Genomic DNA, 26,786 nt, shown 5'->3' with positions numbered 1-26,786 from the left:
TCTGATATGAAAAATAAAGTAAGTTAAATGATTCTACCAAGAAATAAAAATGAATTCTAACTTTTAAAATGAATCATGAACATACCGAAACTTTCCGCCGTGAGAAAAGTGCCTGAAACAATTGTGTTTCAGGCACTCGGAATTATTGAGACCCTAGGCTCAATAATTAGTCATGGAACTTCTTCGAAGTTCGCTGACGTCCGTACTCACCTAAGGAAAGTTTCTAAAATGATTTTTCTCAATCTGAACCCAGACCTCGCGATCTGGGTTTTCTTATTTCTTAAAGTATTGTTTGCTTTCTTTGATGATGACAGGGGAGAGAGCTAAAAGGGCGATCAGGTTGGGCAAAGCCATCAGCCCATTAACAATATCCGCAATCACCCAGACCAGATCCAGCTTAAGGAAGCCTCCTAGTCCAACCATAAAGACAAAGAAGGTCCGATAGAGGTTGATATATTTAACACCAAATAGGAATTCAAAACACCGCTCTCCGTAATAAGACCATCCAAGAATAGTCGTAGTCGCAAACAGCACCAAACATAGGGTCAGAATGATACCTCCGACTGGGCCAAAGACGCCTGTAAACGTATCCTGAGTCAGGGTACTCGTGCTGCCCTTCGCCATCCACTCACCTGAAACTAAGAGCGAAAGTCCTGTCAAACTACAGATGATAATGGTATCAATAAAGGTTCCCGTCATGGAGATCAACCCTTGCTCGACGGGCTCATTGGTCTTCGCTGCGGCTGCTGCAATGGGTGCAGAGCCGAGACCAGATTCATTGGAGAAAACTCCACGCGCCACCCCTTTTTGGATAGCCATTTTAACCGTTGCTCCTGCAAAACCTCCCGTGGCTGCAGTCCCTGTAAAAGCACCCGAAAAGACTGCTTTTAAGGCTGGGAGCAATTGGTCCAGATGCAAGGCAATGATCGTGACAGTCGCAAAGATATAGGCAGCAGCCATAAAAGGAACCACTTTTTCAGAGACTTTGGAAATCCAGTGAATCCCTCCAAAGATGATGGTCGAAACCACCAGAGCAATTACTACACTAGCCACTTCTGGAGCTGTTCCAAAACTTGCTTGAAGGGATCCCGTAATGGAATTAACCTGGGTCATGGTTCCGATCCCAAAGAGGGCTACCAACACTCCTGCAACCGCAAAGAAAATAGCCAGTGGTCGCCACTTCTCTCCCATCCCGTGAAGAATGTAGTACATCGGACCACCTGAGATATGACCATTGTCATCCTTGGTCCGATAACGAATGGCTAAGAGCCCTTCTGCATACTTGGTCGCCATTCCAAAGAAGGCTACCATCCACATCCAAAAGAGGGCACCTGGGCCACCTGTCTGAATCGCTGTAGCCACCCCTACAATATTCCCCGTCCCTACAGTAGCTGCTAGGGCTGTCGCAAGGGCTCCGAAACTCGAGATATCCCCGTGTCCCTCATCTTCTGTAAAGATCAAGCGAAAAGCTTTTGGAAGGTAGCGTATCTGAAGCAAACCCAAGCGAAGGGTCAGGTAGATCCCTGTTCCTACCAAGAGCACCAACAGCGGGGCGCCCCACACTAGATTATCGAGTTGTTGAAAAAACTGCAATACATGATCCATTTTCTGTCTCCTTTTTCATCGACCGCTCGACAGAAAAGAGAAAAAGAAAGAGCACATGTCAAACATGTACTCTGGTCCTGCTTAAAATAGGGGACTTCCCCTATCTTTCGCTCTGTCCTTTTACCTGAGAGTTTGAGTAGATGCATCCTCTACCTTGCCCCTTCGGTGCCATTTCTGGTCTCTCCAGAGTTCCGTCCATTCACAGTCACTCACGCTCCTGCAAACTTCATTCGGTCGTATGTAATTTTCTCTATTTTAATCGATTTTCAAAAGTTTGTCAATCGTTTCTGAAAACATCTTGTAAACTGCCTGAAAATATGCGGTTTTTAATCACTCAAGGAGAAGTGATTGGTCATGAGGTTGCTAGCATCGAGCAAAATCTTGTCCAAGAGTTGATCTGTTGCTTCCTGGATTTGATCACTCATAGCTTGGTTTTCCGCCTCAAAATCAACAGTGTCACCTGCTGTAAGTGCACGATCGACTTTATTGATGCGCGCATGTCCCCAGGCCATTGTCGTTTCTTGGTAATCGTCCAAATCACCAACATGGTGAGCATAGTGAGGATCTGCTAGTCCTGCAATAATCCGGTTGGCCCAGTAGAAGGAATCCGTTGTTACCTTAGCCGTCGTATTGGCAAAGTAGTCTGGCGTTGTATCCACTTGGGTAAAGAAAGGAACAGCTGTATTGTAAGGCATGGAGCCATAAGAAATCCATTGGATGCCTGTCGTTTCTTGTGGTTTATTGGGGCGCAATTGCAGAATCGCTGTCTGGCTGGTCCGGTTGATCCCGATCGTCCGGAAGGTCCGCTGACTCACGTGATCTCCTTCAGGACCATAAGGATCGTAGATAGTGTCTTGGTAGTGGTTGCTCAAGACATATTTGACATCTTCAATCGTCACCTTGCGATAAGGTTTTTGACACCAAGGAATCTCAAAACTCCGTGGATCCTGCTCGATTTCAGGATTGAGGAAACGCTGGATGGCCCAAGCCCGCGGTGTATTGTAGTGACGGTCCTTGTCTTTTTGGCTACCAAAGGCATAGCGTGGATTAAAACCTTTCCCTTCTTGATCCAGAATCAAATGGTGCTCTGTGACAAAACGTTCAAGATCCGGGTCACAGAGAAACTCATCGGGATTGCCAAATTCAAAATAATCACTTCCCAGTTGGTTCGGGTTGGTCACATAGGCATCATCAGGTACACGGCGCGCCATCCAGTGGTGACCTCCGATGGTCTCCAACCACCAGATTTCATTCACATCTGAAATGGCGATCCCGTTAGACTCATAAGTTCCGTACTCTTCCAAGATCTTTCCGAGACGCAAGACCCCTTCGCGGGCGGTCTTAACATAAGGCAAGACCAAGGTCAGCATATCTTCCTCACCGATGCCACTCTCTACAAGAGGATCTGCCCCTAGCACACGGCTATTGGTCGTAATGGTCTCTGTCTCACTCATAGCTACATTATAGACATTGATCCCAGCTTCTCCCCAGATCCCGTCTTTAGGAATGGCATCTGGAACCGCTGTATAGCGAACTGGATTATCTGGCAAGTCGATTTCAAAAGTTGATAAAACAGACTTATAATGACGTGGTTGATCTTCCGGTTTGACCACGATCAATTTCTTGGGCGTAAAAACGCCATTTTGAGAATCCTCTGTTCGTGCTACAATGGTCGACCCATCATAGCTAGCATTTTTTCCGACTAGAATCGTTGTACACGAATCTGCACTTTCACGTTTACGCATGCGTATCCTCCCAAATCATTCATTGCCTCTATTATAGCACTTTTAAAAGGGAGGACCTACTGAAAATCAGATTTAAAAGCGAATCCTTTTCAACAACTTTCAAATATTTTCATTTTATAAAATTTTAAAAAACCTAGCTGATAAACAGCTAGGTTTCAATTATCCTTTAAACGTAACAATGGTTGCGCCACTTCCGCCTGCATTTTGGGGGGCATATTCAAAACTTTTGACATGTTTGTTGCGGCGGAGGTACTTGGTTACCCCTTCACGGATAACTCCCGTTCCGATCCCGTGGATGATATCGACTTGGGCCATGTTGTTGAGCAGAGCCTGATCGATAAAGCCATCTAGCTCTTGCATGGCCTCTTCATAGCGTTTTCCACGGAGGTCTAGACGCGCTCTCGGCCCACTCGTGTTTGAACGTTTGACGACATTCACCTGGCGTTTCTTAGGTTGAGCTGCTTCTTTTTCAGCCTTGATGAGGTTGAATTCTTTTTCTTCCAAGGTCATCTTGATCAAGCCGACTTGCGCCTCCCAGCGGCCATCTTTGAGTTGTTTGACCAGGGTTCCACGTTGGCCATAGCTGATAACCAAGATTTCATCACCTACCTTAGGAGCACGCGCCTTTTTGGCTTTTTTCAAGACTTTATTTTTAGAAAGGTCGACGGTTTCAGGAGCGAGTTTTTTCAACTGAGCCTTGGCCTCAATGATCTCATGTGGTTTCAACTGGGATTTGGCGTGAAGCCCTTGAAGGATACGGTCACTCTCTGAGAGGGCCATGTCCACAATTTCCTTGGCCTCTTCTCTTGCCTTATTGAGCTCTGTTTCTCTCTCTCTGGTCAATTCGTTATAGAGCTTTCGAAGAGCGCGATTGAATTTAAGATTTTCTTGCTCGACCTCTTGAATGGTATCCAAGCGCTTGCGACTTTCTAAGGTCTGCGCCTCCAATTTTTCAATAATTTGATTGACATCATTATCCGTATTGGTCATCTTCATGGCATCCTGGATAATAGTCTCAGACAAGCCCAAACGGCGGGCAATTTCAAAGGCATTGGAGCGGCCAGGAACTCCTTGCATGAAGCGATAGGTCGGACGCAGACTCGCTGTGTCAAATTCCATACTGGCATTTTGCACTCCTGCAGTCTCAATTCCGTAGGCCTTGAGCTCTGGATAGTGGGTTGTCGCCATGGTCTTAATCCCGCGTAAACGCAGGTCTTCTAGGATAGCAATAGCAAGGCCAGCCCCCTCTTGAGGATCGGTTCCAGCTCCTAACTCATCCAGAAGGATCAAGGAGGCGGTATCCACTTGATTCAAGATAGATACGATATTGGTCATATGACTGGAGAAGGTCGACAAGCTCTGCTCGATCGATTGTTCATCTCCAATATCTGCAAAGACCTGTGAGAAGATGCCCACACGACTACCTGGATCCGCTAGGATGGGAAGACCAGACTGGGCCATAATTTGCGCTAGTCCCAGCGTTTTGAGCATGATGGTTTTCCCCCCTGTATTGGGACCGGTAATCACGATTTCTGTCAAGTCCTCGGTAAAATGCAGATCATTCGCGACAGCATTTTCAATCAAAGGATGACGTAGTTGCAAGAGCTGAATAGAGCGATTGCTGCTAACCTCTGGTACCACTGCCTTACAATCGCGCATAAACCGATACTTGGCCTTGATCAAGTCCAAGTGACCGATAATCCAAGCGTTATTTGCAATCTCTGCTGCATGAGGGCGCAAGGTGTCAGACAATTCCTCCAGAATCTGAATAATTTCATAGCGTTCATCGGCTCGATGGTTGGCAATTTCTTCATTAAGATTGACGACTGCTCGAGGCTCGATATAAACGGTATTCCCGCTGGCTGAGATATCGTGGACCACCCCTGCAATCCGGTTACGATAGGTGTTTTTTACTGGTAGAACATTGCGACCATTCCGACTAGCAATCACAGCATCCGCCAACATATCGGCCTTGCTTTTCAGCAGGTCTTGGAGAATCTCTCTGACCTGGTGTTCATTTTCCTGGATTCGACGACGGATTTTGGCCAATTTTTCACTGGCAAAAGACTCGACAAAGCCACCTTCGTTGATAGCTTGAAGCCCACCTTGTAGGCGAGGAAGATCCACCAAGTTGTCAAAGAGGCGATTGAGCCTTTCCAGACGGACATTTTCCAAGTTGTCGTAGAAATCCTTGAGCTCATGTGTCACCCGAAGGACAGCTTTTAGCGCTAGTAATTCATCGATATTGAGGGATGCCTCCATCTCCAAACGTTTGGCGACTGGACGGACATCTTGAATGGTCGATACGGCAAAGCGAGGCTCTTCCAAGAGGATCTGCTCCATATCTTCTAGCTCCATAAAGGCCGTTTCGATGCTTTCTTTTTTATCAGTTGGAGTAAGGGCTGCTAGCTCCATCTCCCCTTGTTCTGTCTGTAGATAGGGTTCAAAGAGTTGCTTGACCTTGTCAAACTCCAGAATATCTAAGATTTTTTTATTCATGTTTCTCCTACAAAAAAAGTGAGCGTCCTTCCTTGAATCGGACTTGTCTCACTCCTTTCTTCATTTTTGCTCCTTAAGCTCCGATAATCGCAGTCACCCACAAGTTGTGGAACAGACTGGAACTGATCGGGGTATGAAGGATGATAAAGCGGATCAATCCACTTGCATTGAGTCTATTTTGGATGGAAGCCATGGGAACCGTTGAGAGGACAGTCAAGCCCATCTGGATGACCAAGAGAGTTATCACGACGGCGATCACGCCCGCTCCAATTTGATACTTGCGATCCTCCAGTTTTTCTGGCTGAGGTACCAAGTGCATAAAGATCCCAATCACACGACCAATCAGATAGATCATCGCAAAAATCAATACATATGCTAAACCTGCATAAAAGATGTCATCTAATTGAAATAGGTAGCGGTTGGCATAAAAATAATTCACCGATTGCTGGGTGGGACTCGAAAAAGGCACCCATAGAGACAACACCTTGGCCAGTCCCTTGTAGCTACCACCTGCAATCAAGAGGGCCACTAAGGTCACTAGAAAGTAATAGGACTGGAGGATAATCCCTCTTGCATAGCCAATATAAAAGCTCCATGCCAAAATCAATAAGATTAAGAAAGTTAACATGTATCTCCTCTTATTTGGATGATTTATCCTTTAAGTCGTCTAAAGCCTTGCGACGAAAATCATCTAATTCTTTTTCTTTGTCATCAAACTCAATCTCGCGATTCAGCTGCATGGACAAACTGTTTACTGCCAATAAGATCGCGATGGTTTCATCATCTGCCTCTGGCATTTGTTCCTTAATTGCTTGGTATTTTTCTTTCGCAACACGTTCGACTTCTTCCATAAACAAATTATCATGGTTGGTTGTTAAAGTGAGCGCTTTGTTTCCAAATGTAAATTTATATCTATTTAAGCTCGCCATAAAAATCACCTCACGGTATTATACCAAAAATGGCTAGCTTTGTCAGTAGCAAAGCCCCTCTTCACAGGGATTTTCCAGTGGATTCTTTCTTTCTTTTTGCTCCCTCTCTCCCTGAATTTGTGGTACAATAGTGGTTATGGAAAGTATGACACTCACTCCAACACAGGAGCAAATCCTTGATTTTGTCCATACCTATCGCCGTTCTCTCTCTCAAAGCAAGAATCCTCATATGGATTATTTCTTTCGACTAGAGGGAGCGACCGTTTCGATCTACAAGTCTGGAAAAGTCTTGCTTCAGGGCAATGACCTTACTCCTTACCTGACCTTTTTCGGGCAAGATGCTGGGAACCCTAAAGGTTCTACTACTTCATCTGCAGGACAAGATCTAGCCATGATCGGAACCGATGAGGTCGGAAACGGCTCTTATTTTGGTGGACTCACCGTCGTTGCATCCTTTGTCACACCTGACCAGCACGACTGGCTTAAAAAGCTTGGTGTTGGGGATTCAAAGACCTTGGATGATCGAAAAATTCAGCAATTGGCTCCTCTCCTTGAGGAAAACATCCAGCACCAAGCACTCTTATTGTCTCCAAAGAAGTACAATGAAGTCATTGCTTCTGGCTACAATGCTGTTTCGGTCAAAGTGGCCCTGCACAATCAGGCTATCTATCTTCTATTGAATAAAGGAGTCCAAGCAGAGCGAATCGTGATTGATGCCTTTACGACGGCTAAAAACTACCAAAAATACGTGAAAGCTGAAAAAAATCAGGTCTCCCAAGACATTGAGTTGGAAGAAAAAGCAGAAGGTAAGTATTTAGCTGTTGCGGTTAGTTCCATCATCGCCCGCAATCTCTTCCTTCAAAATCTGGAAGATCTGGGCAAGGAACTGGGCTTTAATCTTCCTAGTGGAGCAGGGGAGAAGTCAGACCAAGTCGCTGCTAAATTGCTTCAGACCTACGGGATGAAGGCTCTGGATTATTGTGCCAAACTCCATTTTAAAAACACAGAAAAAGCAAAGAAATTACTAGAAAGATAAGTTATGTCAAAAAGAAGTTCAAAACATACATCTAGCTCACCAGTGGTGAGATTCCTTAAAGAATGGGGCCTCTTCAGCATCATCGTTGGTCTCATCATCGCCTCTCGCATTTACCTCTGGGCTCCTGTCAAGGTGGATGGCCATTCGATGGATCCGACCTTGGCTGATAGCGAGTACCTCCTTGTGGTCAACCACCTCTCGATTGATCGTTTCGACATTGTCGTTGCTAGTGAAAAAGACGATGACGGTAAAACCAAGGACATCGTCAAGCGGGTCATCGGTCTTCCTGGAGATACCATTCAGTACGACAACGATACCCTTTACATCAATGGGAAAAAGACCAATGAGCCTTATTTGAAGGACTACATCGCTCGTTTCAAAAAAGATAAATTGCAATCGACCTACACTGGAAAAGGGTTCGAAGAAAACGGAGAACTCTTCCGCCAATTGGCCAATACAGCTCAAGCTTTTACTGTAGACAAGGATGGCAATCCTAAATTTACCTTGAAGTTGCTCGACGATGAATACCTCCTACTTGGAGATGACCGGATCGTTTCAAAAGATAGCCGTCAGGTCGGAGCTTTCAAGAAAGAACAAATCAAAGGGCAAGCCGTCTTTAGACTATGGCCTATCTACCCTTTCAAAACTTATTAGTATAGATTAACAGACTGAGGCTGAGACAAGTATGTCCCAGCCTCGCTTTATAAAAAGGAAAGAAATGATGGAATATTATTTTTCTGGTACTATTGAGCGTATTATTTTTGAAAATCCTAGCAGTTTTTTTCGAATCCTCTTGCTCGACATTAGCGATACCGATGCCGAAGACTTTGATGATTTTGAGATTATTGTGACGGGCACCATGGCAGATATCATGGAAGGCGAAGACTACACCTTCTGGGGGGAGTTGGTCCATCATCCTAAATACGGAGAGCAACTCAAAATCAGTCGCTATGAACGTGCCAAACCATCTAGCAAGGGCTTGGTGAAATATTTTTCCAGCGATCACTTTAAGGGAATTGGTCTCAAAACAGCCCAAAAAATCGTGGACCTCTATGGGGACGATACCATTGACAAAATTCTGGAAGCCCCTGAAAAATTAGAAGAAATCACAGGTCTCTCCAAGAAAAACCGCCTGGCTTTTGTAGAAAAACTCCGTCAGAATTACGGAACGGAGCGCATTCTCGCCCAACTAGCCAACTATGGCATTCCCAATAAATTGGCCTTTCAGATCCAAGATTTTTATAAAGAAGAAACCCTCCAGATCGTGGAGCAACAGCCCTATCGATTGGTGGAAGATATCCAAGGCATGGGCTTTAAAATCGCGGACCAACTAGCCGAAGAATTGGGGATTGCAAGTGATGCCCCTGAGCGATTCCGCGCGGGTCTGATCCACAGCCTTTTTAGCTACTCTATCGAGACTGGAAATACCTATATCGAAGCCAAGGACCTCCTGCGCTATACCATTGACCTTTTAGAATCAGCTCGGCCAGTAGAATTGGATCCTTCTACTGTCGCCCAAGAATTAGGACGCCTCATCGAGGAAGACAAGGTCCAAAACGTGGACACCAAGATCTTTGACAACAGCCTCTTCTTTGCGGAGGAAGGAATTCGCAGTCATATCGGTCGATTGTTGGAAAAAGGAAAGTCGACTTCATTTGACCCTGAGAAAATCAACCAGGCGATTGAGGAGGTTGAAAAAGATTTGGGGATTCGCTACGATGCGATTCAAAAAGAGGCGATTCACCAAGCTATCCAAAACAAGGTCTTTATCCTCACAGGGGGTCCTGGGACAGGAAAGACAACTGTTATCAATGGGATGATCAGCGTCTATGCCCAACTCCACCAGTTGGATCTTCGCAAGAAACAAGACCTCCCGATCCTCTTGGCTGCCCCAACAGGACGGGCAGCTAGACGCATGAATGAGCTGACAGGACTTCCGAGCGCCACCATTCACCGCCATTTGGGGATGACAGGAGATGATGACACCAGCCACTTAGAGGACTATTTAGACGCAGACTTTATCATTGTGGACGAGTTTTCTATGGTCGATACCTGGCTGGCTAATCAATTACTCAGCAATATTGCAACAGATACCAAACTCTTGATTGTGGGAGATGCCGACCAATTACCATCTGTCAGCCCTGGTCAGGTCTTGGCTGATCTCTTGCAGATCCCAAGCATCCCTCAGACCAAACTGGAGCATATTTTCCGTCAGAGTGAGGACTCGACCATTGTCTCACTAGCCGGAGACATTCGCCAAGGCAAGCTTCCTCAAGATTTCACAGAACGAAAAGCCGACCGCTCTTATTTCGAAGCAGGAAGCGAACACATCCCTAAGATGATCGAACAAATCACTTCTGCTGCCCTTCGTAGTCAGATCCCTGCTCGAGATATCCAAGTCTTGGCCCCCATGTACAAGGGCCAGGCCGGCATTGACAATATCAATACGCTCATGCAAGACCTTCTCAATCCAGCTGTCAAAGATCAGGTCGTTTTTGACACGCCAGACTGCCAATACCGCGATGGGGATAAGGTCATCCATCTGGTCAATGATGCAGAAAGCAATGTCTTTAACGGAGATATTGGCTACATTACCGATCTTCTCCCGGGAAAATATACGGAATCCAAGCAAGATGAATTGACCATCCAATTTGATGGCAATGAAATCGTCTACCCGCGCAATGAATGGTACAAGATTCGCTTAGCCTATGCGATGAGTATTCACAAATCGCAAGGAAGCGAGTTTCAGGTAGTGATTTTACCCATTACCAATCAAAGCCACCGGATGTTGCAGCGCAATTTGATCTATACTGCCATCACGCGCTCTAAGAGCAAACTGATCCTCTTAGGAGAATACAGCGCCTTTGATTACGCTACTAAAAATACCGGTACTGCGCGCAAGACCTACTTGGTGGAGCGCTTCAAGGACCTGGACGGAGGCGAGGCGACCAAATCCTCTTCTTCATCCGTTGCCACCGCTTCTGCTACAGTCGAATCCGCACGAAGCACGAAAGGGACTGTTGAAAGGAAGGCTGATCCTGATAAACCGACTGTCTATCGACTGACTGAAGACAATCTCCACACCATCTCTCCTATGATCGGACTGACTGAAGAAGAAATTGCAGCCTTTTTTGATGTCAAACAACCTAATTGATACCCCAAAAATTAAAATAATATATTTTTTAAGGCTCATTCAAATACAGCTGAAACTTTCCGCCGTGAGAAAAGTGCTAGAAACACTATGGTTTCTAGCACTCGGGAGTTTTGAAACTTTAGGTTCAAAACTAAGTCATGGAACTTCGTAGAAGTTCGCTGACGTCCGTACTCACCTAAGGAAAGTTTCTAAGATGACTTTGTCATCAATCTTAGGCGACTAGTGAACAAACTAGTCGTTTTCTTTTTCTTCCACCAAAGGCAACTCGGTATGATCGACGAAATTGGTCATGGTGACACCCAAGAGGCGGATTCCAGTATTTGTCGATTCAATTTCTTGAAAAATATGGCGAGCGGAACGATTGATCCGCTCAGCCTCTCGTGTTGGCTCCGTCAGTGTCATTCGCTTGGTCAGGGTGGTGAAGTCTCCATAGCGCACTTTTAAGACCAAGGTCTTTCCTTGCTTGCCGTGTTTTTCCAGCGATTGGGCCACCTTACTGGACAGATTGGCAATTTCTTCTAAAATATCATCTTCTGCATAAAGGAGCTTGCGGTAGGTCCGCTCTTTTCCGATCGACTTGCGGATGCGATGACTTTTGACAGGGCCATTGTGAATCCCTCGCGCCTTTCGAAAGAGATCATAGCCAAATCGCCCAAACCGATCAATCAAAGTCATCTCCGGGATGGCTAAAAGATCCGCGCCAGTATAGACACCCATCTCATGTAGTCGCTCTACTGTCTTCTTTCCTACCCCGTGAAATTTGGCAATGTCCATTTGGCTCAGGAAATCCTCAGCGTCCTCCGGTAAAACCACCGTTAGGCCACGGGGTTTTTGGTAGTCACTTGCCATCTTGGCCAAAAACTTATTATAAGAAACACCCGCTGAAGCTGTGAGATGCAGCTCTTCCCAGATAGCATGCTGAATCAAGCGGGCGATTTTGACAGCTGATTTGCTCTGGATTTTATTTTCCGTCACATCTAGATAGGCTTCATCAATACTCATCGGCTCGATTAGATCTGTATAACGCTTGAAAATCTCACGGACCTGCTCACCCACTTCTCGGTATTTCTCATAATTTCCAGAGATAAAAATGGCTTGAGGACAAAGCTCTAGTGCTTCTTTAGAGCTCATAGCTGAATGAATGCCATATTTCCTTGCTTCATAGTTACAAGTCGAGACAACACCTCTCCCTCCTGACTGACGAGGGTCCTGGCCAATCACGACAGGCTTGCCCTTCAAATTAGGGTTGTCTCTTTCTTCGACGGCAGCAAAAAATGCATCCATATCAATATGAATAATCTTGCGACTGGTATCATTCACTAATGGAAATATCAGCATTTTTCACCCTCCTTTCTTTCTATTATAGGAAGAAAATTTCAGAATTGCAAAAATCGGCTCTCCAGAAAACATGAAAATTGTTGAAAAACTGTGTTTGTTTTCAAAAATATAGTACAGTATCGCAGAGGATTTGAAACTGTATTACAAAAGAATCTGTTGTTTTTCGCAATTTGTCTTTGTGTAACCGGTTTCTGTATGGTATACTACTATTGTAAATGCAACAGATATAGTTGCTAGAAAGACAATAGAGGAAAATAAAAATGGTTGTTAAAACAGTCGTTGAAGCACAAGATATTTTTGACAAAGCCTGGGAAGGCTTCAAAGGTGAAGATTGGAAAGAAAAAGCAAGCGTTTCTCGCTTCGTTCAAGCTAACTACACACCTTATGATGGAGATGAAAGCTTCCTAGCTGGTCCAACTGAACGTTCTCTTCACATCAAGAAGATTGTTGAAGAAACAAAAGCTCATTACGAAGAAACTCGTTTCCCATACGATAACCGTCCAACATCTATCGCTGATATCGCAGCTGGATATATCGACAAAGAAAACGAAGTCATCTTCGGTATCCAAAATGATGAGTTGTTCAAATTGAACTTCATGCCTCGTGGTGGTATCCGTATGGCGGAAACTACTTTGAAAGAAAATGGATACGAACCAGATCCAGCAGTTCATGAAATCTTCACAAAATACGTTACAACTGTAAACGACGGTATCTTCCGTGCTTACACTTCTAACATCCGTCGCGCTCGTCACGCTCACACTGTAACTGGTCTTCCAGACGCTTACTCTCGTGGACGTATCATCGGGGTTTATGCTCGTTTGGCTCTTTACGGTGCTGACTACTTGATGGCTGAAAAAGCAAACGACTGGAACTCTATTACTGAAATCGATGAAGAATCAATCCGTCTTCGTGAAGAAGTAAACCTTCAATACCAAGCACTTCAAGAAGTTGTTAAATTGGGTGACCTTTATGGTGTAGACGTACGTCGTCCTGCCTTCGATACAAAAGAAGCGATCCAATGGACAAACATCGCCTTCATGGCTGTCTGCCGTGTGATCAACGGTGCTGCTACTTCTCTTGGACGTGTGCCAATCGTTTTGGATATCTACGCTGAACGTGACTTGGCTCGTGGTACTTACACTGAATCAGAAATCCAAGAATTCGTTGATGATTTCGTTATGAAATTGCGTACTGTTAAATTTGCTCGTACAAAAGCTTACGACGAATTGTACTCAGGTGACCCAACCTTCATCACAACATCAATGGCTGGTATGGGTAACGACGGTCGTCACCGTGTTACTAAGATGGACTACCGTTTCTTGAACACTTTGGACAACATCGGTAACTCTCCAGAACCAAACTTGACAGTTCTTTGGACTGACAAATTGCCATACAACTTCCGTCGCTACTGTATGCACATGAGCCATAAACACTCTTCTATCCAATACGAAGGTGTAACAACAATGGCGAAAGACGGATACGGTGAAATGAGCTGTATCTCATGTTGTGTATCTCCACTTGACCCAGAAAACGAAGAACAACGCCACAACATCCAATACTTCGGTGCTCGTGTTAACGTTCTTAAAGCTCTTCTTACTGGTTTGAACGGTGGTTACGACGATGTTCATAAAGACTATAAAGTATTTGACATCGATCCAATCCGTGACGAAGTTCTTGAATTCGAATCTGTTAAAGCAAACTTCGAAAAATCTCTTGACTGGTTGACAGACACTTACGTAGATGCTTTGAACATCATCCACTACATGACTGATAAGTACAACTACGAAGCTGTTCAAATGGCCTTCTTGCCAACTCACCAACGCGCTAACATGGGATTCGGTATCTGTGGATTCGCTAACACTGTTGATACTTTGTCAGCAATCAAATACGCTACTGTTAAACCAATCCGTGACGAAGATGGTTACATCTACGATTACGAAACAATCGGTGAATACCCACGTTGGGGTGAAGATGACCCACGTTCTAACGAATTGGCAGAATGGTTGATCGAAGCTTACACTACTCGTCTTCGCAGCCACAAACTTTACAAGAACGCAGAAGCTACAGTTTCACTTTTGACTATCACTTCTAACGTTGCTTACTCTAAACAAACTGGTAACTCACCAGTCCACAAAGGGGTATACCTCAACGAAGATGGTTCTGTGAACTTGTCTAAATTGGAATTCTTCTCACCAGGGGCTAACCCATCTAACAAAGCTAAAGGTGGATGGTTGCAAAACTTGAACTCACTTGCTAGCCTTGACTTTGGTTATGCAGCTGATGGTATCTCATTGACAACTCAAGTATCTCCACGTGCTCTTGGTAAGACTCGTGATGAACAAGTGGATAACTTGGTAACCATCCTTGATGGATACTTCGAAAACGGTGGACAACACTGTAACTTGAACGTTATGGACTTGAACGATGTTTACGAAAAGATCATGTCAGGTGAAGACGTTATCGTTCGTATCTCTGGATACTGTGTAAACACTAAATACCTCACTCCAGAACAAAAAACTGAATTGACACAACGTGTCTTCCACGAAGTTCTTTCAATGGATGATGCCTTGAACTAAGATTCAAATAGGTCTTAAAAACCAGTCGGAAACGGCTGGTTTTTTCATCCCCATCGCAAGAGTATTCTGAATTTTGAAAGAGTTTAAGAGCCTACTATATAGAGTTTGACAGCGCTTTCTCCAAGTGTTATAGTAGAGCTGTAAATAAGATAGAAGGGGTGATCCTATGTTTTTAACATTTATTTTCGCTATTATTTGGCTCTTTATCCTGATTGCACTGATCTTTTTAGCAACCCTTCTCGTCCAGGATAGCACCGTGCAGCACCACCACCCGAGTTAACGAATGATAAGCCTAAACAATAGCTATTCTAAACGAATTCAGAAAGGATAAGAAACAAACTAGAATTGTCAAATTTTAGTTCTGTCTCTCGTCCTTTTTTGCTATAATAGAAACAGATTATTTAGTAAGAAGGAAATTATGGAAGAGTCAAAACAGATCAACCAAGTGATCGACGTCCTGATGTTAGCTGGAACCCTCCTGATAGAGAGCGGTTCTGAGATTCACCGGGTCGAAGATACCATGATCCGGATCGCCCATTCACAGGGAATCGTCGATTGCAATGTTTTAGCGATGCCAGTCGCTATTTTCTTTTCAATCGAGAATGCCAATGTCACGCGCATGAAACGGATCTTGCGGACCAATTACAATATCGAAAAGGTCTGTGATGTCAATCAGATCTCTCGTCAACTCGTCTCTGGAGAGATCGATCTCGAGCAAGCCTACCAAGCCCTGAGCGAGTTGAAAATGAAGCGAGTTCCTTATACCAATCTCCAGTTGACCATTGCAGCAACTCTCAGTGCGCCTTTCTTCTCCATCATGTTTGGAGGAAATTTCTATGATGCGATTGGAGCGGGTATTGCGACTGTCTTTGCCTTTGCTTTTTCTCTTGTCGTTGAGAAATACGTTCGCATTCCTTTTGCCACTGCCTTTGCGGCCGCCTTTGTCTTTGGTTTTTTGGCCCATATCTGGACGCGCTATAGTGGTTTTCCTTCCAATACCGATCTCATTATCGCAGGCTGTGTCATGCCCTTCGTTCCTGGAATCGCCATGACCAATGCCGTCCGAGATCTGATGAATTACCACCTCAACTCTGGGATGAGCAAACTCTTTGAGACTCTCCTCATTACTCTTGCACTTGGTGCCGGTACAACCGTTGCCCTCGTCCTTATGAAATAAAATCATGAACCTAACTGAATTTTTAATCCAAGCGGTGGCCAGTTTGATTGCCATCATCACCTTTTTAATCGTCCTAAATGTGCAACGCTCCATGTTGATTCCTGGAGGAATCCTCGGTATGGGCATCTGGCTACTTTACTATATCCTGAAAGGGCCTACCAATGTCATCGTTGCAACCTTTATTGCAGCCATTGTCGGCTCCTGTATCAGTCAGATTTTAAGTATCATTCTCAAGACGCCTGTTGTGGTCTTTATGTTGTCCATTCTCGCACCCTTGGTTCCTGGATATATTTCCTATCGGACTACTTCCTTCTTTGTCAGTGGCCAATATCGCCAAGCAGTGACCAGCGTGACCCTGGTGGTTATTCTGGCCTTGGTGATCTCCATCGGGATGGCTAGCGGCTCCGTTGTCTTGAAACTCTACCATTCTTACCAACGCCATCAAAAAAGAAAAATGACCAATGCCAACTAGCATTTGTCATGTTGGTGACAAAGTCTTCTTAAAAACTTTCCTTAGGTCCAAAACTCCCGAGTGCTAGAAACAATCGTGTTTCTAGCACTTTTCTCACGGCGGAAAGTTTTTGTATTTTCTTGATTCATTTTAACAATTGGAACTCATTTTTATTTTTTGAAGAAAACTAAAAGTTTATGTACAATTGACTAAACTAAAGCTAAACCATTGATTTAACTGAATTAGATGCATAAAGTACATTCTTTAAAAAGTGTACTTTATTTTTTTTTGTAAATTATTCTGAAACTACTTTCACATATTAAAAATTGAATCTAAATTGCTGTAGGCCTATAATAAATATAGGGATAAAAAGAAATCTTCCTAGAAAGGAGTATACTGTATCATATGTGACAGTATTATTAATGAATCATGAAAAAAATAATTACTATAATACAGTGCATTTTGTTCCCCGTGTCTCCTTACATAGCTAGAGAACTATGCTTGATGAGTAAAAATCTAGTCGATAATATGTTCCTTGCATTCTTTATCATGCTAACAATTTCTTTTTGGCTTGGTATTTGGAAGTTGGGAGATCTTGTGGGAAATCCAAAATAGAAAGTAAAAAGTTGTGCTAGAGATGAGATTTTTATTTATTTTAATTATTAATACACCTTATTTCTTTTATTTAAAATGGAAGGATAAGCCTAAACAAAAAAATAAGTCCTTTTGCTATCTTTATAAGTTTTACATGATTTACTTGTGGTTTATCGTCATAATTTCCATAATGGCTACCGGTATTTTATCCCTTGGAATAGTAGCTGGTATGGGAAGAAAACTTCCGTTTGGTTTCTTTGTTTTATCTTTTTTATGTGTAGTTCTATTTAGTTTCTATATTTTTAGTATTCTAAAAGAGATAAAGGAATTAAAGCAAATAAAAGATAAAATAAATAGATAGACGTAATCTAATTTGAATTGTATTTATCTGGACTATACATCAAAATAAACAAGAATAGGGAAAAGTCTTTAGGATCAAAAAACGCATAATATTAGGTTTTGAAAAACCTTGATACTATGCGTTTTATTGTGGGGAGATTTACTTTATTTTCTCCTGAAATTGAGTTTTTACCTAGTATCGTTTCACTTCCGATTAGAGATAACAAATTTATCAATGAATAGTAAGTGATATAATGCAAGTACAAATCCCCAGAAACTACCACGAAGAGAAAATTCTTGATGATTAAGAGGAAGCAAATCACGGTTTCCTATATAGATGCATGTCAAAATCACAAATAGAATCCAAAATAAATCAGTCCATTTATATTTTGAAAAATATTTTTTTAGCATAAGAACACCTTCTTCCTTTACTACATTAGTAGTATACGATAAAATGTAAGCGAATACAAATAAAAAGGAGGATTGACCTTATGAATGAAAAAAATCGTACATATTTTATTTGTGCAAGTATTATTATTTCATCTATAATTTTAGGACTCTTTATTTATAACGGAATTTATAACGGATTTGACGTTTTGGGTCAATATATAAACGATGGCCTCAGGGTAATTAATAGTAATTTACCTGATGTTTTTAGGCAGTAATAGTAATAGAATTTAAAAAAAGACAAGGTGTTTTATCCTTGTCTTTTTCGTTTTACGTTTTAATACTGCTTTTGTTTCAATATCAATAAATGTGTTCTTTTTTGAGTATTCTATAGATTCGAGGTAACATTATCATCGTATAGATCAGGAGAGAAACTCCTCCAAATACGAATATTAGACCTCCGTTTATTTCTTTTTGAAATAGATAAGTAAATACAATGGTACCGATCGGCATGATAGACGTATTTAGTGTGAACAAAGTACTCATTACTCTTCCTAAATAATTTGTTTCAATACTACTTTGAAGATAGGTCATGACGACAATATTTAGAATAACAAGAGTGAATGCGATAATTCCCATAAATAAACCGCCAACGGAAGAAATAATCACTTGGGTGTTAGTAATTGCAAATGTAATACCCAAACCAACGATTGCGATGGTTAGAAGAAAAAGTGGAATGCGAATTCTTTTAGAGAGAAGTGTATTATTTTCTTTTTTGTCTGGCAATAGTGACATAGACACACTGGCTAATAACATTCCAACTGCAGACATTGTTTCTAGGATACCTACTGTTGCATTATCTAATAAGAGTTGCTCTTTGACTACAAATGGCACTCCAATGCTAATGGAAGTATAGAAAAAATTCAGTACAACACTAACGAGAATAATATATTTTACAATCTGATTTTCTTTTAAGAATTGGATAATTTCTTTGACCCCGTGTTGATGCTTTTCATTCTGTTTAATCTTAGCTTCTTGCTCTTCGTGTTCATAGAAGAATTTCATGGTAAGTAAGACACCTAAAGAAAGGATATTTGCAATGATTTCTATAAGAATAAAGCCTGAGAAGCCTAACCAATTATAAAGAATGACTCCAATAGCTGGGGAAAGCATGGTTGCGATAGCAATGGCGGTTTGTGTAACAGAGCTTAATCGTTGAATTTTTGTATCATTTACTAACTCGTGGATAGAGGCTGAATAACAAGTATCATTGATGTTAACTGTGACAGAGTGAAGTATGACAAACGGAATTACTAAATATAAGATAGTAGATGTATTCGTTAAAAAATAAAAAGCATAAAACAGAAGAAAGATTATAAGCCTAAAGATAAAATTATAAATTAAGATCTTTTTATGACGGTATCTGTCTACTAAATTACCGATTGGAAGCAAGAAAATCAAACTAACTAAAGGATAGATGATCATATTGATTCCAAAACTCATTGCCGATTTTGTTTGGTCCAGTAACATTAATCCTAAAGCAAAATTAAAAGCTTTTCCACTTAAAGAACTAATCAAACTACTAATAAAGTCTTTGATAATTTGTCTATTAGACATTTGATCACTTATTAAATTCTTAATATTAGCCCCCTCCATTCGTTTCAACATTACTTCGGTTATCTAATCCTATTCAATCAACCTGTGTTGTAAGGTAATTGGGATAGTAGATAAAACATAATTTTTGTTAATTAAGATTTTACCAATTATACTAATAAAAGTATAATAAAAAATGTAAAAAATATTGTATTTATGTTTACTAATTATATTTCTCTCTTGCTTTGACATTATCTAAATTGATAACTTCATACGTACCTCTTCTAAAATAGGATATATTTTACAATCGTTAAAGGATTTCAAAATGGAACAGATTGATTTATTTTGCTTTTTATAGGCTTTAACTTCATTCTAGATGTTGATACTATTTGTCACAACTCTTGACACCGCTTTTGAACGGGAGTACAATAATATTGAGGACAAGATGGTTAATCTCTTTTATTTGGGAGGTGTCAGATATGCAAATCTATTTTGTTTATTCTATTTTCTATCTATTATCACGCGTAGTAGCACTTGTAGTTCTAGCTTATCTTATTAAGTTACTCATTGCTCGTTTAAAAAGAAACTAAGTAACATTTTGCCCAAATAGTAGTTATTTGGGCTTTTTGCTATACTTTAGCATAGTGGATTAAATTTATAAAGATAGGATTTAGCATATTCTTATTGAGTGATTTTATTTTATGAAGGTTGTTTATAGGTAAGGGGGAAAATAGATGGTTTCTAAAATTGATGTGGCTTGGGACTTGTTTCTGGAGGGAAAAACATCAGAAGCTAAAAAGTTGGTTGAACAAGATTTTTCCATTGATACCTGTACAGATTTTAGCCTTTTAAATCTGATGGGGTATTTATTATTGGCAGAAAAAGACTATGCCTCGTGTACCCATATCTTTGAGAAATACATTTTATTAGCTCAACAAAATGAAGATAAAGAACATGAACACATTGGATTACATCAATTAGCAATGATCTACAGAGAGCAGGGGAATTTTCATAAGGCTTTAAAACTCATTGAAAATGAAGAGGAGATAATTGAAGAGCATTTCCCCAATGATAATCTAAAGAAAGCTGTGAATAACTACGAACAAGGCTATTTGAGATTGAAATTAAACAATCTTAATGAAGCTCTTACATTCATGAATCTGTCACTGGAACAATCTTTAGAGACTGATGATGTGATTTCTCAAGCTTGTAGCTATAGAGGGTTAGGTGAAATCTATTTAGCCTTGGAAGATACGGAATTATCCAATAGACATTTCAAACGAGCTATAGAACTTTTCGAAAGTGTTGGAGAGTTTGAAGGGGTAAAGGAAATTGAGGAATTGATTAATCGATGATTTTGTCATTAGTTTGCTTAAATAAAGTACATAATTGACAATGATTAGCTCAAAAAATTTTTTTGTTACTAAAGTAATCGCTTCACTTATCTTAAAATAGTTTTTCTCCATTCAAACTAATGCAAAATAATATTCGTTTTTCAATTTCTCTAAGTGTAATCGCTTGCATTTTTACTTAAAAGGACTACAATTAAAGTGAAAAAACAAATCCTTTAAAGTATGCGAGGTGCTGTATGATGATAAGCAAGTATATCAAGTATCTTCCTTGGATGATCCTAGGAACCCTCTCCTCCTATCTATTAGCAACTGATTATGCCCGCAATTCATTTGACTTGTTCTATCTGACCTTGAACTTTACGATTGTGTACATCGCTTTAATCGTCTTCTACGAAAAAGTTCTAAGAGACAAATGCAAAGAACTCTTCATACGAATCATGAGTAATCCTAAAAAAAATAAGCAAGGATAAGAGTTGAAAAGCCATCTAAGGATGGCTTTTTCTTATAGATTCTCTATTTTTCTTTGAAACATTGCAAAATCGGTCCCGAGAATGATTTCCTTGCTGATCTAGCTTTTTCAAAGGAGTTTTACCCTTAAATATGGTAAAATAGTAACGAAATATACTAGTAGATATCAAATAAAAAAGAGGTTAAGAATGACAATTGGGATTGATAAGATTGGTTTTGCGACGAGCCCTTATGTCTTGCGTTTAGAAGATTTGGCTGCTGCTCGTGATACTGATCCCGAAAAACTGAGCAAGGGTCTTCTCTTAAAAGAACAAAGTGTTGCACCGATCACAGAAGACATCGTCACATTGGCTGCTACTGCAGCAGATGATATTTTAACAGACGAAGATAAAGAAGCGATCGACATGGTGATTCTTGCGACAGAATCTGGAATCGACCAGAGTAAGGCCGCTGCTGTGTTTGTCCATGGCTTACTAGACATCCAGCCTTTCGCTCGCTCTTTTGAGATGAAAGAAGCTTGCTATGCTGCAACTGCTGCTTTGGATTATGCTAAACTCCATGTTGAAAAATTCCCACAGAGTAAGGTTTTGGTCATTGCCAGTGACATTGCTAAATACGGAATTGGGACTCCTGGTGAACCAACACAGGGGGCTGGAGCGGTTGCCATGCTAATCAGCCAAAATCCTCGTATTCTATCTTTTAACGATGATAATGTTGCCCAAACACGCGATGTCATGGATTTTTGGCGTCCAAATTACGCGACAACTCCCTTCGTGAATGGGATTTATTCAACGCAACAATATCTAGATTCTCTAAAAACAACCTGGGCGGAATACCAGAAACGGACTGGCCTTGCCTTGACAGACTTTGCGGCCGTCTGCTTCCACTTGCCTTATCCGAAATTAGCTCTCAAGGGCTTGAAAAAAATCCTGGATAAGTCAGTGTCAGAAGAGAAAAAAGATCAATTACAATACAACTTTGATCAATCGATTCTATACAGCCAACGCGTGGGAAATATCTACACTGGATCTCTTTTCCTAGGCTTGCTGTCACTACTGGAAAATGACCCCCAACTCAAAGCTGGAGACCGAATCGCCCTCTTTAGCTATGGAAGTGGAGCGGTTTCTGAGATCTTTAGTGCCAATCTCGTTCCTGGTTTTGAGCAACTCTTAGATCACAAACGCATGGAAAAACTGGACCAACGGACGGTTCTTAGTGTTGCTGACTACGAACGACTCTTTTATGAGGAAGTAGATCTAGATCCTAGTGGCAATCAAGTGTTTGAGCCTGCTACTCATCAAACTTTTGCTTTGACAGAGATCAAGGAACACCAACGCACTTACCAGAAAGTAGAAAAATAATGGCACGATTACCAGGTTTTGCAAAACTTTCTCCCACAGAACGCATAGAGGCCTTACTGAAGGAAGGCCTCTTAACTTGGGATGAAGCACAGATCTTAAAAGAACAAAAGGGACTCCCCCTTTCTATTGCAGATCAACTGACGGAAAATGTCTTGTCGACTTTTGACTTGCCTTTTAGCCTCGCTCCTTATTTCCTGATCAATGGTCGTGACTATGTCCTTCCCATGGTCACAGAAGAACCATCCGTGGTCGCGGCTGCCAGCTTTGCAGCCAAGCTCATCCAACGTTCGGGCGGTTTCACCACCCAGGTGCACCAGCGCCAAATGATCGGTGAGATTGCTCTGACGGATGTTAAGGATTGGGAAATTGCGAGCAAACGCATCCTAGATGACAGGGAAAGCCTTCTTCAGCTGGCTAATGAAGCCTATCCTTCTATCGTTAAGCGTGGAGGTGGAGCGAGAGATCTTTGGGTCGAAAACAAGGGAGACTTTCTTATTGTCTACTTGGCTGTCGATCCTAAAGAAGCCATGGGAGCCAATATGCTCAACACGATGCTGGAAGCTCTGACTGATCGCATCCAGGAACTCTCTGGTGGTCAGGCCTTGATGGCAATTTTATCCAACTTGGCCACTCGCTCTTTGGTGAGTGCACGGTGTGCGATCGATTTTAAAGCACTGAGTCGAAATCCTGAGGAAGCCATTGAGATTGCCCACCGGATGGAGCTAGCTAGCCAACTGGCTCAAGCGGATCCTTACCGTGCAGCCACACATAACAAGGGAATTTTTAACGGGATCGATGCCCTGGTCCTTGCGACAGGCAATGACTGGCGGGCCATCGAAGCAGGAGCCCATGCCTATGCTGCACAAAGTGGTTCATACAAGGGCTTGAGCCACTGGACAAGTCAGCCAGAAGAGAAAAAACTCTATGGGGAGATCACCCTGCCAATGCCAGTTGCGACAAAAGGGGGCTCTATCGGCCTCAACCCAACGGTTCAAGTCAGCCACCGTTTGCTAGGAGAACCTTCTGCTATTGAATTAGCAGGTATCATCGCTTCGCTCGGTTTGGCGCAGAATTTCGCAGCCCTCAAAGCCCTTGTCACCACAGGAATCCAAGCAGGACATATGAAACTCCAAGCACGCTCCCTAGCCCTTCTAGCAGGTGCTAAGGAAGAGGAAGTTCCCCGATTGGTCAGCCAACTCCTTGAAAACAAACCCTTTAACTTAGAGAAGGCACAAACACTCTTACAAGAATTGAGAAAATAAAGAACTAAGACCCACGTCTTAGTTCTTTTGTTTTTGAAAAATTTTTCTTATTGTTTTAAAAATGGCAACTCGGGATGTTTCTTGGTATAGAGCACCACTTCGATAAAGGTCCCTACTTGGACGGCAAAGAGCAGTCCGACGAGAAGATTAATCCGATGGTCTGTTTCATAAAACGGAGAGTTCCATAAGAAGTGATTGGCTACTGTCGAGACAACACACCAGAGCCCAAAGAGTTTTTCCTTTTGCTGGGTTACTTGAGACAACAAGAGGAAGACACCAACGGATACAACAGCCGTATAGAGGGCGTGTGAAGCTAATCCACCAGAGATCCGGTTAATAGCCTCAGTAACCGCGGCTAATTGGCTGGTTTTGGTTTGGCGGGCAACGTATCCTAAATCCTCAATGATTTGAAAACCAAAGCCAGAGCCCAAGCCTGCAATTAGAATCGCTTTTAGATCTTTCTTGCCAACCATCAAGACAACCCAAAAGGCAACCAGAGCCTTAAAGAATTCCTCTGAAAATGGGGCCGTCAAAGCATCGGTCCACTTGTTAAAGACAGTGGCATCCTTGATCACATGGCTATTTATAATATCAATCAAGCTATTGCCTGAAAAGCTCAACCAGCCTGCTACGAAGGCTCCTCCAAACATGGCAATCCATAAGAGATATGTTGGGACAGTCAACTGCTTGGCCAATCGTTTTGAAAAGAGATAGAGTGGGATAATAATAGCAGCTAAAACAGACAAGTTCAAGACCAAGTCTCTGCCTGCAGACTGGCTAAATTCTTGTTGAGAAAGATGACCGAGTTCAAACTCCAAGCCAATTCCTGCAAATAGTAGAAAGAGATAGATCGAGGCTCTTTGAATTTTAGTCATCTTGTTTTCCTCCCTTTTGTTTCTTTGAGCGAATGAGGTAGATCACAATCGCTAGAAGGGTTGCTCCGAACAAGCCTGCTGCTAAAATGTAATCATAGTCAAAATCAACGAGATCAATTTTCTCTTCATAAGCAGCATCTTCTTCGTCATCTAGATCTTGCAGAGCACTTTTTCCGTGTTCATCTGCTACCTTTTGTTCTGCTTCTTTTCTAATTTCTTGCAAGCGTTCGAAGGTTTTCTCAGCTCTCGCTATTCCTTCCTCTGTTGCCTTCTTACTCGCTTCTTCAGGCTGAGAAGCAAGGGCAATTTGTTCCTGATCACTCAGATCTTGTTCAACCATCCACTGAGATTCCAATCGTTCCATTTCAGTACGAATCGCCCCATCTTCGAATAAATCAGGATACTTGGCTACAAGGTCATTGATTCTTGAAATGGTCCAATACCAGGAGCGGTCATTGTAATGATCCCCTAATTCTTGGTAGGCTTGATAGGTGTTGAGAATATTGCCATAGTACGGTAGGTAAGGAGCATTCCGCGGACTACCCATCGACAGCCACATGGTGCCTCCACCCGCACTTGCTGGGACCTCGTCTTTCAGTTGGAAAATATGGGCCTCCATGACATTTGGATTGGAGATGGGGTATTTATAAACAGCATCAAACTCTCCTTTTTTCGGGATGCCTTTTCCATCCAGCTCCATTTGATCCTGTGGTTTGTATTTGGTTCCTTCCAAACGATTGCGTTGGAGATTCATGGCATCGCGGAGAGTTAATTTCCGATCGGTTGTATGAAGAAGGTCAAAGGACGCATCGTCATATTTAACAGGAGAGCTTGGGTCTAGAGATTTGATCCCCGACCAAACCCGAGAGCGATCCGCTTCTTGCAAAGGCGGATTATAGGATTGAGAAACATGGAATTTTCCATCCACTTCCTTATAGCTATTTGCGTCCTTGGCGACTTTTTCAAGATCTTTTGAGGCAATCGTACGCTCTGTATCCGATAAATCAACATGACCTAAGAAGAAAGTATTTGGAAAGACTGCAAAGCGATCTTCTGGAAAGAGAATGGCCGCATATTGATGGCCAGATAGGATTTCCATATACCAGACGCCTTCTTTATCGGCAATGGTCACAATATTTCCTTCTGCAGCGCCTTTTTCTTCGACGATTTTAGCAATGAGTTCAACCCCTTCTCTTGCGGTTTTCACACTAGGGAGAACAATACTGGTCAAGCCCGATTCTGCGAGGCCATCCTTGACATAGGGATCCACTTTTTGGATCTTGTCATTTGCTGAAGCAGATACAGTGGCTGAAATGGAAACCCCATATTCGTTGAATCCTGCTTCGTCAAAAATTCCCTGATCAGGGGTGACATCTGGAACCGCTGTATACTTATAGCTAATCTCTGGCAAGGGATATTGAAAACCATTGGCAGCATCCTCAAAGATGGCTCCTTTTTTATTGTAGACACGCTCTCTGACCACAAAATTTTTATTATGGTTGGGCTCTAAATCTTCGGTACGCCCTACCAAGGTCGAGCCATCGGCCGTCAGTTTCTTCCCAATGATGAACCCTGTACAAGCCTCAACAGGTTGAGCAATCAACAAAAGCGGAAGCAAGGCTGCTACAGCTGATCGAAAATAGTGCTTCTTCATCCTAAACTCCTTTTTAAAAATGTTTTTCCTTATTTAGTATACTCTTTTACAAGCCTATTTTGCAAGCGATTCCAGCAACCGTAAACGATTCGTAAACTATCAGAATTTTTGAGGAGAACACTTTTTCAAAAAAAAGAAAAAATTGGCTTATTTTGTCAATCCTAAACGAATAGGAACTAATTTTTAAGTAAAATAAGTTAAGTGATTCTTCAAAGAACTATAAAAGAGTTCTGATTTTCAAAATGAATCATAATATACGAAAACTTTCCGCCGTGAGAAAAGTGCCTGAAACGTTTTTGTTTCAGGCACTCGGGAGTTTTGAAACCTTAGGTTCAAAACTAAGTCATGGAACTTCGTAGAAGTTCGCTGACGTCCGTACTCACCTAAGGAA

At 42.1% G+C, this 26,786-nt stretch carries 21 protein-coding genes and 1 riboswitch; of the genes, 11 read left to right on the top strand and 10 right to left on the bottom strand.

Going from position 1 to position 26,786, the window contains the following annotated elements:
* Positions 1-273 precede the first annotated feature (273 nt).
* The 5 genes from O3605_RS05080 to O3605_RS05060 form a co-directional block, all read right to left on the bottom strand.
* On the bottom strand, positions 274-1,605 hold the full coding sequence (locus O3605_RS05080) for an alanine/glycine:cation symporter family protein (protein ID WP_049497167.1): 1,332 nt from the start codon (positions 1,603-1,605) through the stop codon (positions 274-276).
* Between the two features lie 102 nt (positions 1,606-1,707).
* Positions 1,708-1,802, bottom strand: a riboswitch (glycine riboswitch).
* A gap of 129 nt (positions 1,803-1,931) precedes the next feature.
* Positions 1,932-3,350, bottom strand: a complete 1,419-nt coding sequence (locus tag O3605_RS05075) for a C69 family dipeptidase (protein WP_049497166.1) — start codon at positions 3,348-3,350, stop codon at positions 1,932-1,934.
* A 159-nt stretch (positions 3,351-3,509) separates the two neighbouring features.
* Positions 3,510-5,849 (bottom strand): endonuclease MutS2, encoded by a 2,340-nt coding sequence (locus tag O3605_RS05070; protein ID WP_049497164.1) that lies wholly within the window; start codon positions 5,847-5,849, stop codon positions 3,510-3,512.
* A 73-nt stretch (positions 5,850-5,922) separates the two neighbouring features.
* Positions 5,923-6,477: a CvpA family protein gene (locus O3605_RS05065; protein ID WP_021153876.1), complete on the bottom strand. Its 555-nt coding sequence runs from the start codon at positions 6,475-6,477 to the stop codon at positions 5,923-5,925.
* 10 nt (positions 6,478-6,487) lie between these two features.
* Positions 6,488-6,778, bottom strand: a complete 291-nt coding sequence (locus tag O3605_RS05060) for a hypothetical protein (protein ID WP_003005477.1) — start codon at positions 6,776-6,778, stop codon at positions 6,488-6,490.
* A gap of 136 nt (positions 6,779-6,914) precedes the next feature.
* Here O3605_RS05060 and rnhC point away from each other — a divergent pair, with 136 nt between their 5' ends.
* From rnhC to recD2, 3 genes are all read left to right on the top strand, one after another.
* Positions 6,915-7,814, top strand: coding sequence for a ribonuclease HIII (gene rnhC, locus O3605_RS05055; RefSeq protein ID WP_021153878.1), 900 nt, complete (start codon positions 6,915-6,917; stop codon positions 7,812-7,814).
* Between the two features lie 3 nt (positions 7,815-7,817).
* Complete coding sequence (gene lepB / locus O3605_RS05050) at positions 7,818-8,468, top strand: signal peptidase I (RefSeq protein ID WP_021153879.1); 651 nt, start codon at positions 7,818-7,820, stop codon at positions 8,466-8,468.
* A gap of 67 nt (positions 8,469-8,535) precedes the next feature.
* Positions 8,536-10,968, top strand: a complete 2,433-nt coding sequence (gene recD2 / locus O3605_RS05045) for an SF1B family DNA helicase RecD2 (RefSeq protein ID WP_021153880.1) — start codon at positions 8,536-8,538, stop codon at positions 10,966-10,968.
* Positions 10,969-11,199: 231 nt separating this feature from the next.
* Here recD2 and dinB read toward each other — a convergent pair whose 3' ends face one another.
* Positions 11,200-12,306 carry a DNA polymerase IV gene (gene dinB, locus O3605_RS05040; RefSeq protein WP_049497160.1) on the bottom strand — a complete coding sequence of 369 codons (1,107 nt, stop codon included), beginning with the start codon at positions 12,304-12,306 and terminating at the stop codon, positions 11,200-11,202.
* Between the two features lie 260 nt (positions 12,307-12,566).
* Between dinB and pflB the strand changes: the two genes are divergently transcribed.
* From pflB to O3605_RS05025, 3 genes are all read left to right on the top strand, one after another.
* Positions 12,567-14,882 (top strand): formate C-acetyltransferase, encoded by a 2,316-nt coding sequence (gene pflB, locus O3605_RS05035; protein WP_003005386.1) that lies wholly within the window; start codon positions 12,567-12,569, stop codon positions 14,880-14,882.
* Between the two features lie 418 nt (positions 14,883-15,300).
* Complete coding sequence (locus O3605_RS05030; protein WP_023919150.1) at positions 15,301-16,059, top strand: threonine/serine exporter family protein; 759 nt, start codon at positions 15,301-15,303, stop codon at positions 16,057-16,059.
* A gap of 4 nt (positions 16,060-16,063) precedes the next feature.
* The gene (locus tag O3605_RS05025) at positions 16,064-16,531 is read left to right on the top strand and encodes a threonine/serine exporter family protein (RefSeq protein ID WP_003005049.1); all 468 of its coding nucleotides are present in this window, start codon (positions 16,064-16,066) and stop codon (positions 16,529-16,531) included.
* A 1,116-nt stretch (positions 16,532-17,647) separates the two neighbouring features.
* Here O3605_RS05025 and O3605_RS05020 read toward each other — a convergent pair.
* Complete coding sequence (locus tag O3605_RS05020; RefSeq protein ID WP_037608378.1) at positions 17,648-17,854, bottom strand: hypothetical protein; 207 nt, start codon at positions 17,852-17,854, stop codon at positions 17,648-17,650.
* An 80-nt stretch (positions 17,855-17,934) separates the two neighbouring features.
* On the opposite strand from O3605_RS05020, the gene O3605_RS05015 reads away from it, so the two are divergent.
* A complete protein-coding gene (locus O3605_RS05015) occupies positions 17,935-18,108 on the top strand; it encodes a hypothetical protein (RefSeq protein ID WP_024053490.1) in 174 nt (57 codons plus the stop codon).
* Between the two features lie 82 nt (positions 18,109-18,190).
* Here the strand turns inward: O3605_RS05015 and O3605_RS05010 are convergent, their stop codons facing one another.
* Positions 18,191-19,447, bottom strand: a complete 1,257-nt coding sequence (locus tag O3605_RS05010; RefSeq protein WP_371585381.1) for an MFS transporter — start codon at positions 19,445-19,447, stop codon at positions 18,191-18,193.
* 710 nt (positions 19,448-20,157) lie between these two features.
* On the opposite strand from O3605_RS05010, the gene O3605_RS05005 reads away from it, so the two are divergent.
* From O3605_RS05005 to O3605_RS04990, 4 genes are all read left to right on the top strand, one after another.
* A complete protein-coding gene (locus O3605_RS05005; RefSeq protein WP_021153887.1) occupies positions 20,158-20,778 on the top strand; it encodes a tetratricopeptide repeat protein in 621 nt (206 codons plus the stop codon).
* Positions 20,779-21,014: 236 nt separating this feature from the next.
* The gene (locus O3605_RS05000; protein WP_037608420.1) at positions 21,015-21,245 is read left to right on the top strand and encodes a hypothetical protein; all 231 of its coding nucleotides are present in this window, start codon (positions 21,015-21,017) and stop codon (positions 21,243-21,245) included.
* Between the two features lie 186 nt (positions 21,246-21,431).
* The gene (locus tag O3605_RS04995; RefSeq protein WP_070586837.1) at positions 21,432-22,604 is read left to right on the top strand and encodes a hydroxymethylglutaryl-CoA synthase; all 1,173 of its coding nucleotides are present in this window, start codon (positions 21,432-21,434) and stop codon (positions 22,602-22,604) included.
* The gene (locus tag O3605_RS04990) at positions 22,604-23,866 is read left to right on the top strand and encodes a hydroxymethylglutaryl-CoA reductase, degradative (RefSeq protein WP_070586835.1); all 1,263 of its coding nucleotides are present in this window, start codon (positions 22,604-22,606) and stop codon (positions 23,864-23,866) included. The genes O3605_RS04995 and O3605_RS04990 overlap by 1 nt, the downstream gene beginning before the upstream one ends.
* 47 nt (positions 23,867-23,913) lie before the next feature.
* On the opposite strand, the gene O3605_RS04985 is transcribed toward O3605_RS04990, so the two are convergent.
* Both O3605_RS04985 and O3605_RS04980 read right to left on the bottom strand, forming a co-directional pair.
* The gene (locus O3605_RS04985; RefSeq protein ID WP_371585378.1) at positions 23,914-24,741 is read right to left on the bottom strand and encodes a PrsW family glutamic-type intramembrane protease; all 828 of its coding nucleotides are present in this window, start codon (positions 24,739-24,741) and stop codon (positions 23,914-23,916) included.
* Entirely contained in the window at positions 24,734-26,395 is a 1,662-nt protein-coding gene (locus O3605_RS04980; protein ID WP_014713914.1) for a C69 family dipeptidase, read from the bottom strand. The genes O3605_RS04985 and O3605_RS04980 overlap by 8 nt, the downstream gene beginning before the upstream one ends.
* Positions 26,396-26,786: the final 391 nt, after the last annotated feature.

The sequence above is a fragment of the Streptococcus sp. 27098_8_99 genome (assembly GCF_041431935.1).
Lineage (GTDB): Bacteria > Bacillota > Bacilli > Lactobacillales > Streptococcaceae > Streptococcus > Streptococcus parasanguinis_D.
The sequence above is the reverse complement of the archived record's forward strand: the minus strand, read 5'-3'. Positions and strand labels throughout refer to the sequence as shown.

Excerpts from the sequence above, each read along its gene's own strand:
- O3605_RS05060 (WP_003005477.1), bottom strand. The coding sequence starts at position 6,778 with ATGGCGAGCTTAAATAGATATAAATTTACATTTGGAAACAAAGCGCTC.
- O3605_RS05020 (WP_037608378.1), bottom strand. The coding sequence starts at position 17,854 with ATGCTAAAAAAATATTTTTCAAAATATAAATGGACTGATTTATTTTGG.
- O3605_RS05030 (WP_023919150.1), top strand. The coding sequence starts at position 15,301 with ATGGAAGAGTCAAAACAGATCAACCAAGTGATCGACGTCCTGATGTTA.
- O3605_RS05070 (WP_049497164.1), bottom strand. The coding sequence starts at position 5,849 with ATGAATAAAAAAATCTTAGATATTCTGGAGTTTGACAAGGTCAAGCAA.
- O3605_RS05065 (WP_021153876.1), bottom strand. The coding sequence starts at position 6,477 with ATGTTAACTTTCTTAATCTTATTGATTTTGGCATGGAGCTTTTATATT.
- dinB (WP_049497160.1), bottom strand. The coding sequence starts at position 12,306 with ATGCTGATATTTCCATTAGTGAATGATACCAGTCGCAAGATTATTCAT.
- pflB (WP_003005386.1), top strand. The coding sequence starts at position 12,567 with ATGGTTGTTAAAACAGTCGTTGAAGCACAAGATATTTTTGACAAAGCC.
- rnhC (WP_021153878.1), top strand. The coding sequence starts at position 6,915 with ATGGAAAGTATGACACTCACTCCAACACAGGAGCAAATCCTTGATTTT.
- O3605_RS05010 (WP_371585381.1), bottom strand. The coding sequence starts at position 19,447 with ATGTCTAATAGACAAATTATCAAAGACTTTATTAGTAGTTTGATTAGT.
- lepB (WP_021153879.1), top strand. The coding sequence starts at position 7,818 with ATGTCAAAAAGAAGTTCAAAACATACATCTAGCTCACCAGTGGTGAGA.
- O3605_RS05015 (WP_024053490.1), top strand. The coding sequence starts at position 17,935 with ATGAATGAAAAAAATCGTACATATTTTATTTGTGCAAGTATTATTATT.
- O3605_RS04995 (WP_070586837.1), top strand. The coding sequence starts at position 21,432 with ATGACAATTGGGATTGATAAGATTGGTTTTGCGACGAGCCCTTATGTC.
- O3605_RS05000 (WP_037608420.1), top strand. The coding sequence starts at position 21,015 with ATGATAAGCAAGTATATCAAGTATCTTCCTTGGATGATCCTAGGAACC.
- O3605_RS04990 (WP_070586835.1), top strand. The coding sequence starts at position 22,604 with ATGGCACGATTACCAGGTTTTGCAAAACTTTCTCCCACAGAACGCATA.
- O3605_RS04980 (WP_014713914.1), bottom strand. The coding sequence starts at position 26,395 with ATGAAGAAGCACTATTTTCGATCAGCTGTAGCAGCCTTGCTTCCGCTT.
- O3605_RS05075 (WP_049497166.1), bottom strand. The coding sequence starts at position 3,350 with ATGCGTAAACGTGAAAGTGCAGATTCGTGTACAACGATTCTAGTCGGA.
- recD2 (WP_021153880.1), top strand. The coding sequence starts at position 8,536 with ATGGAATATTATTTTTCTGGTACTATTGAGCGTATTATTTTTGAAAAT.
- O3605_RS05080 (WP_049497167.1), bottom strand. The coding sequence starts at position 1,605 with ATGGATCATGTATTGCAGTTTTTTCAACAACTCGATAATCTAGTGTGG.
- O3605_RS05005 (WP_021153887.1), top strand. The coding sequence starts at position 20,158 with ATGGTTTCTAAAATTGATGTGGCTTGGGACTTGTTTCTGGAGGGAAAA.
- O3605_RS05025 (WP_003005049.1), top strand. The coding sequence starts at position 16,064 with ATGAACCTAACTGAATTTTTAATCCAAGCGGTGGCCAGTTTGATTGCC.
- O3605_RS04985 (WP_371585378.1), bottom strand. The coding sequence starts at position 24,741 with ATGACTAAAATTCAAAGAGCCTCGATCTATCTCTTTCTACTATTTGCA.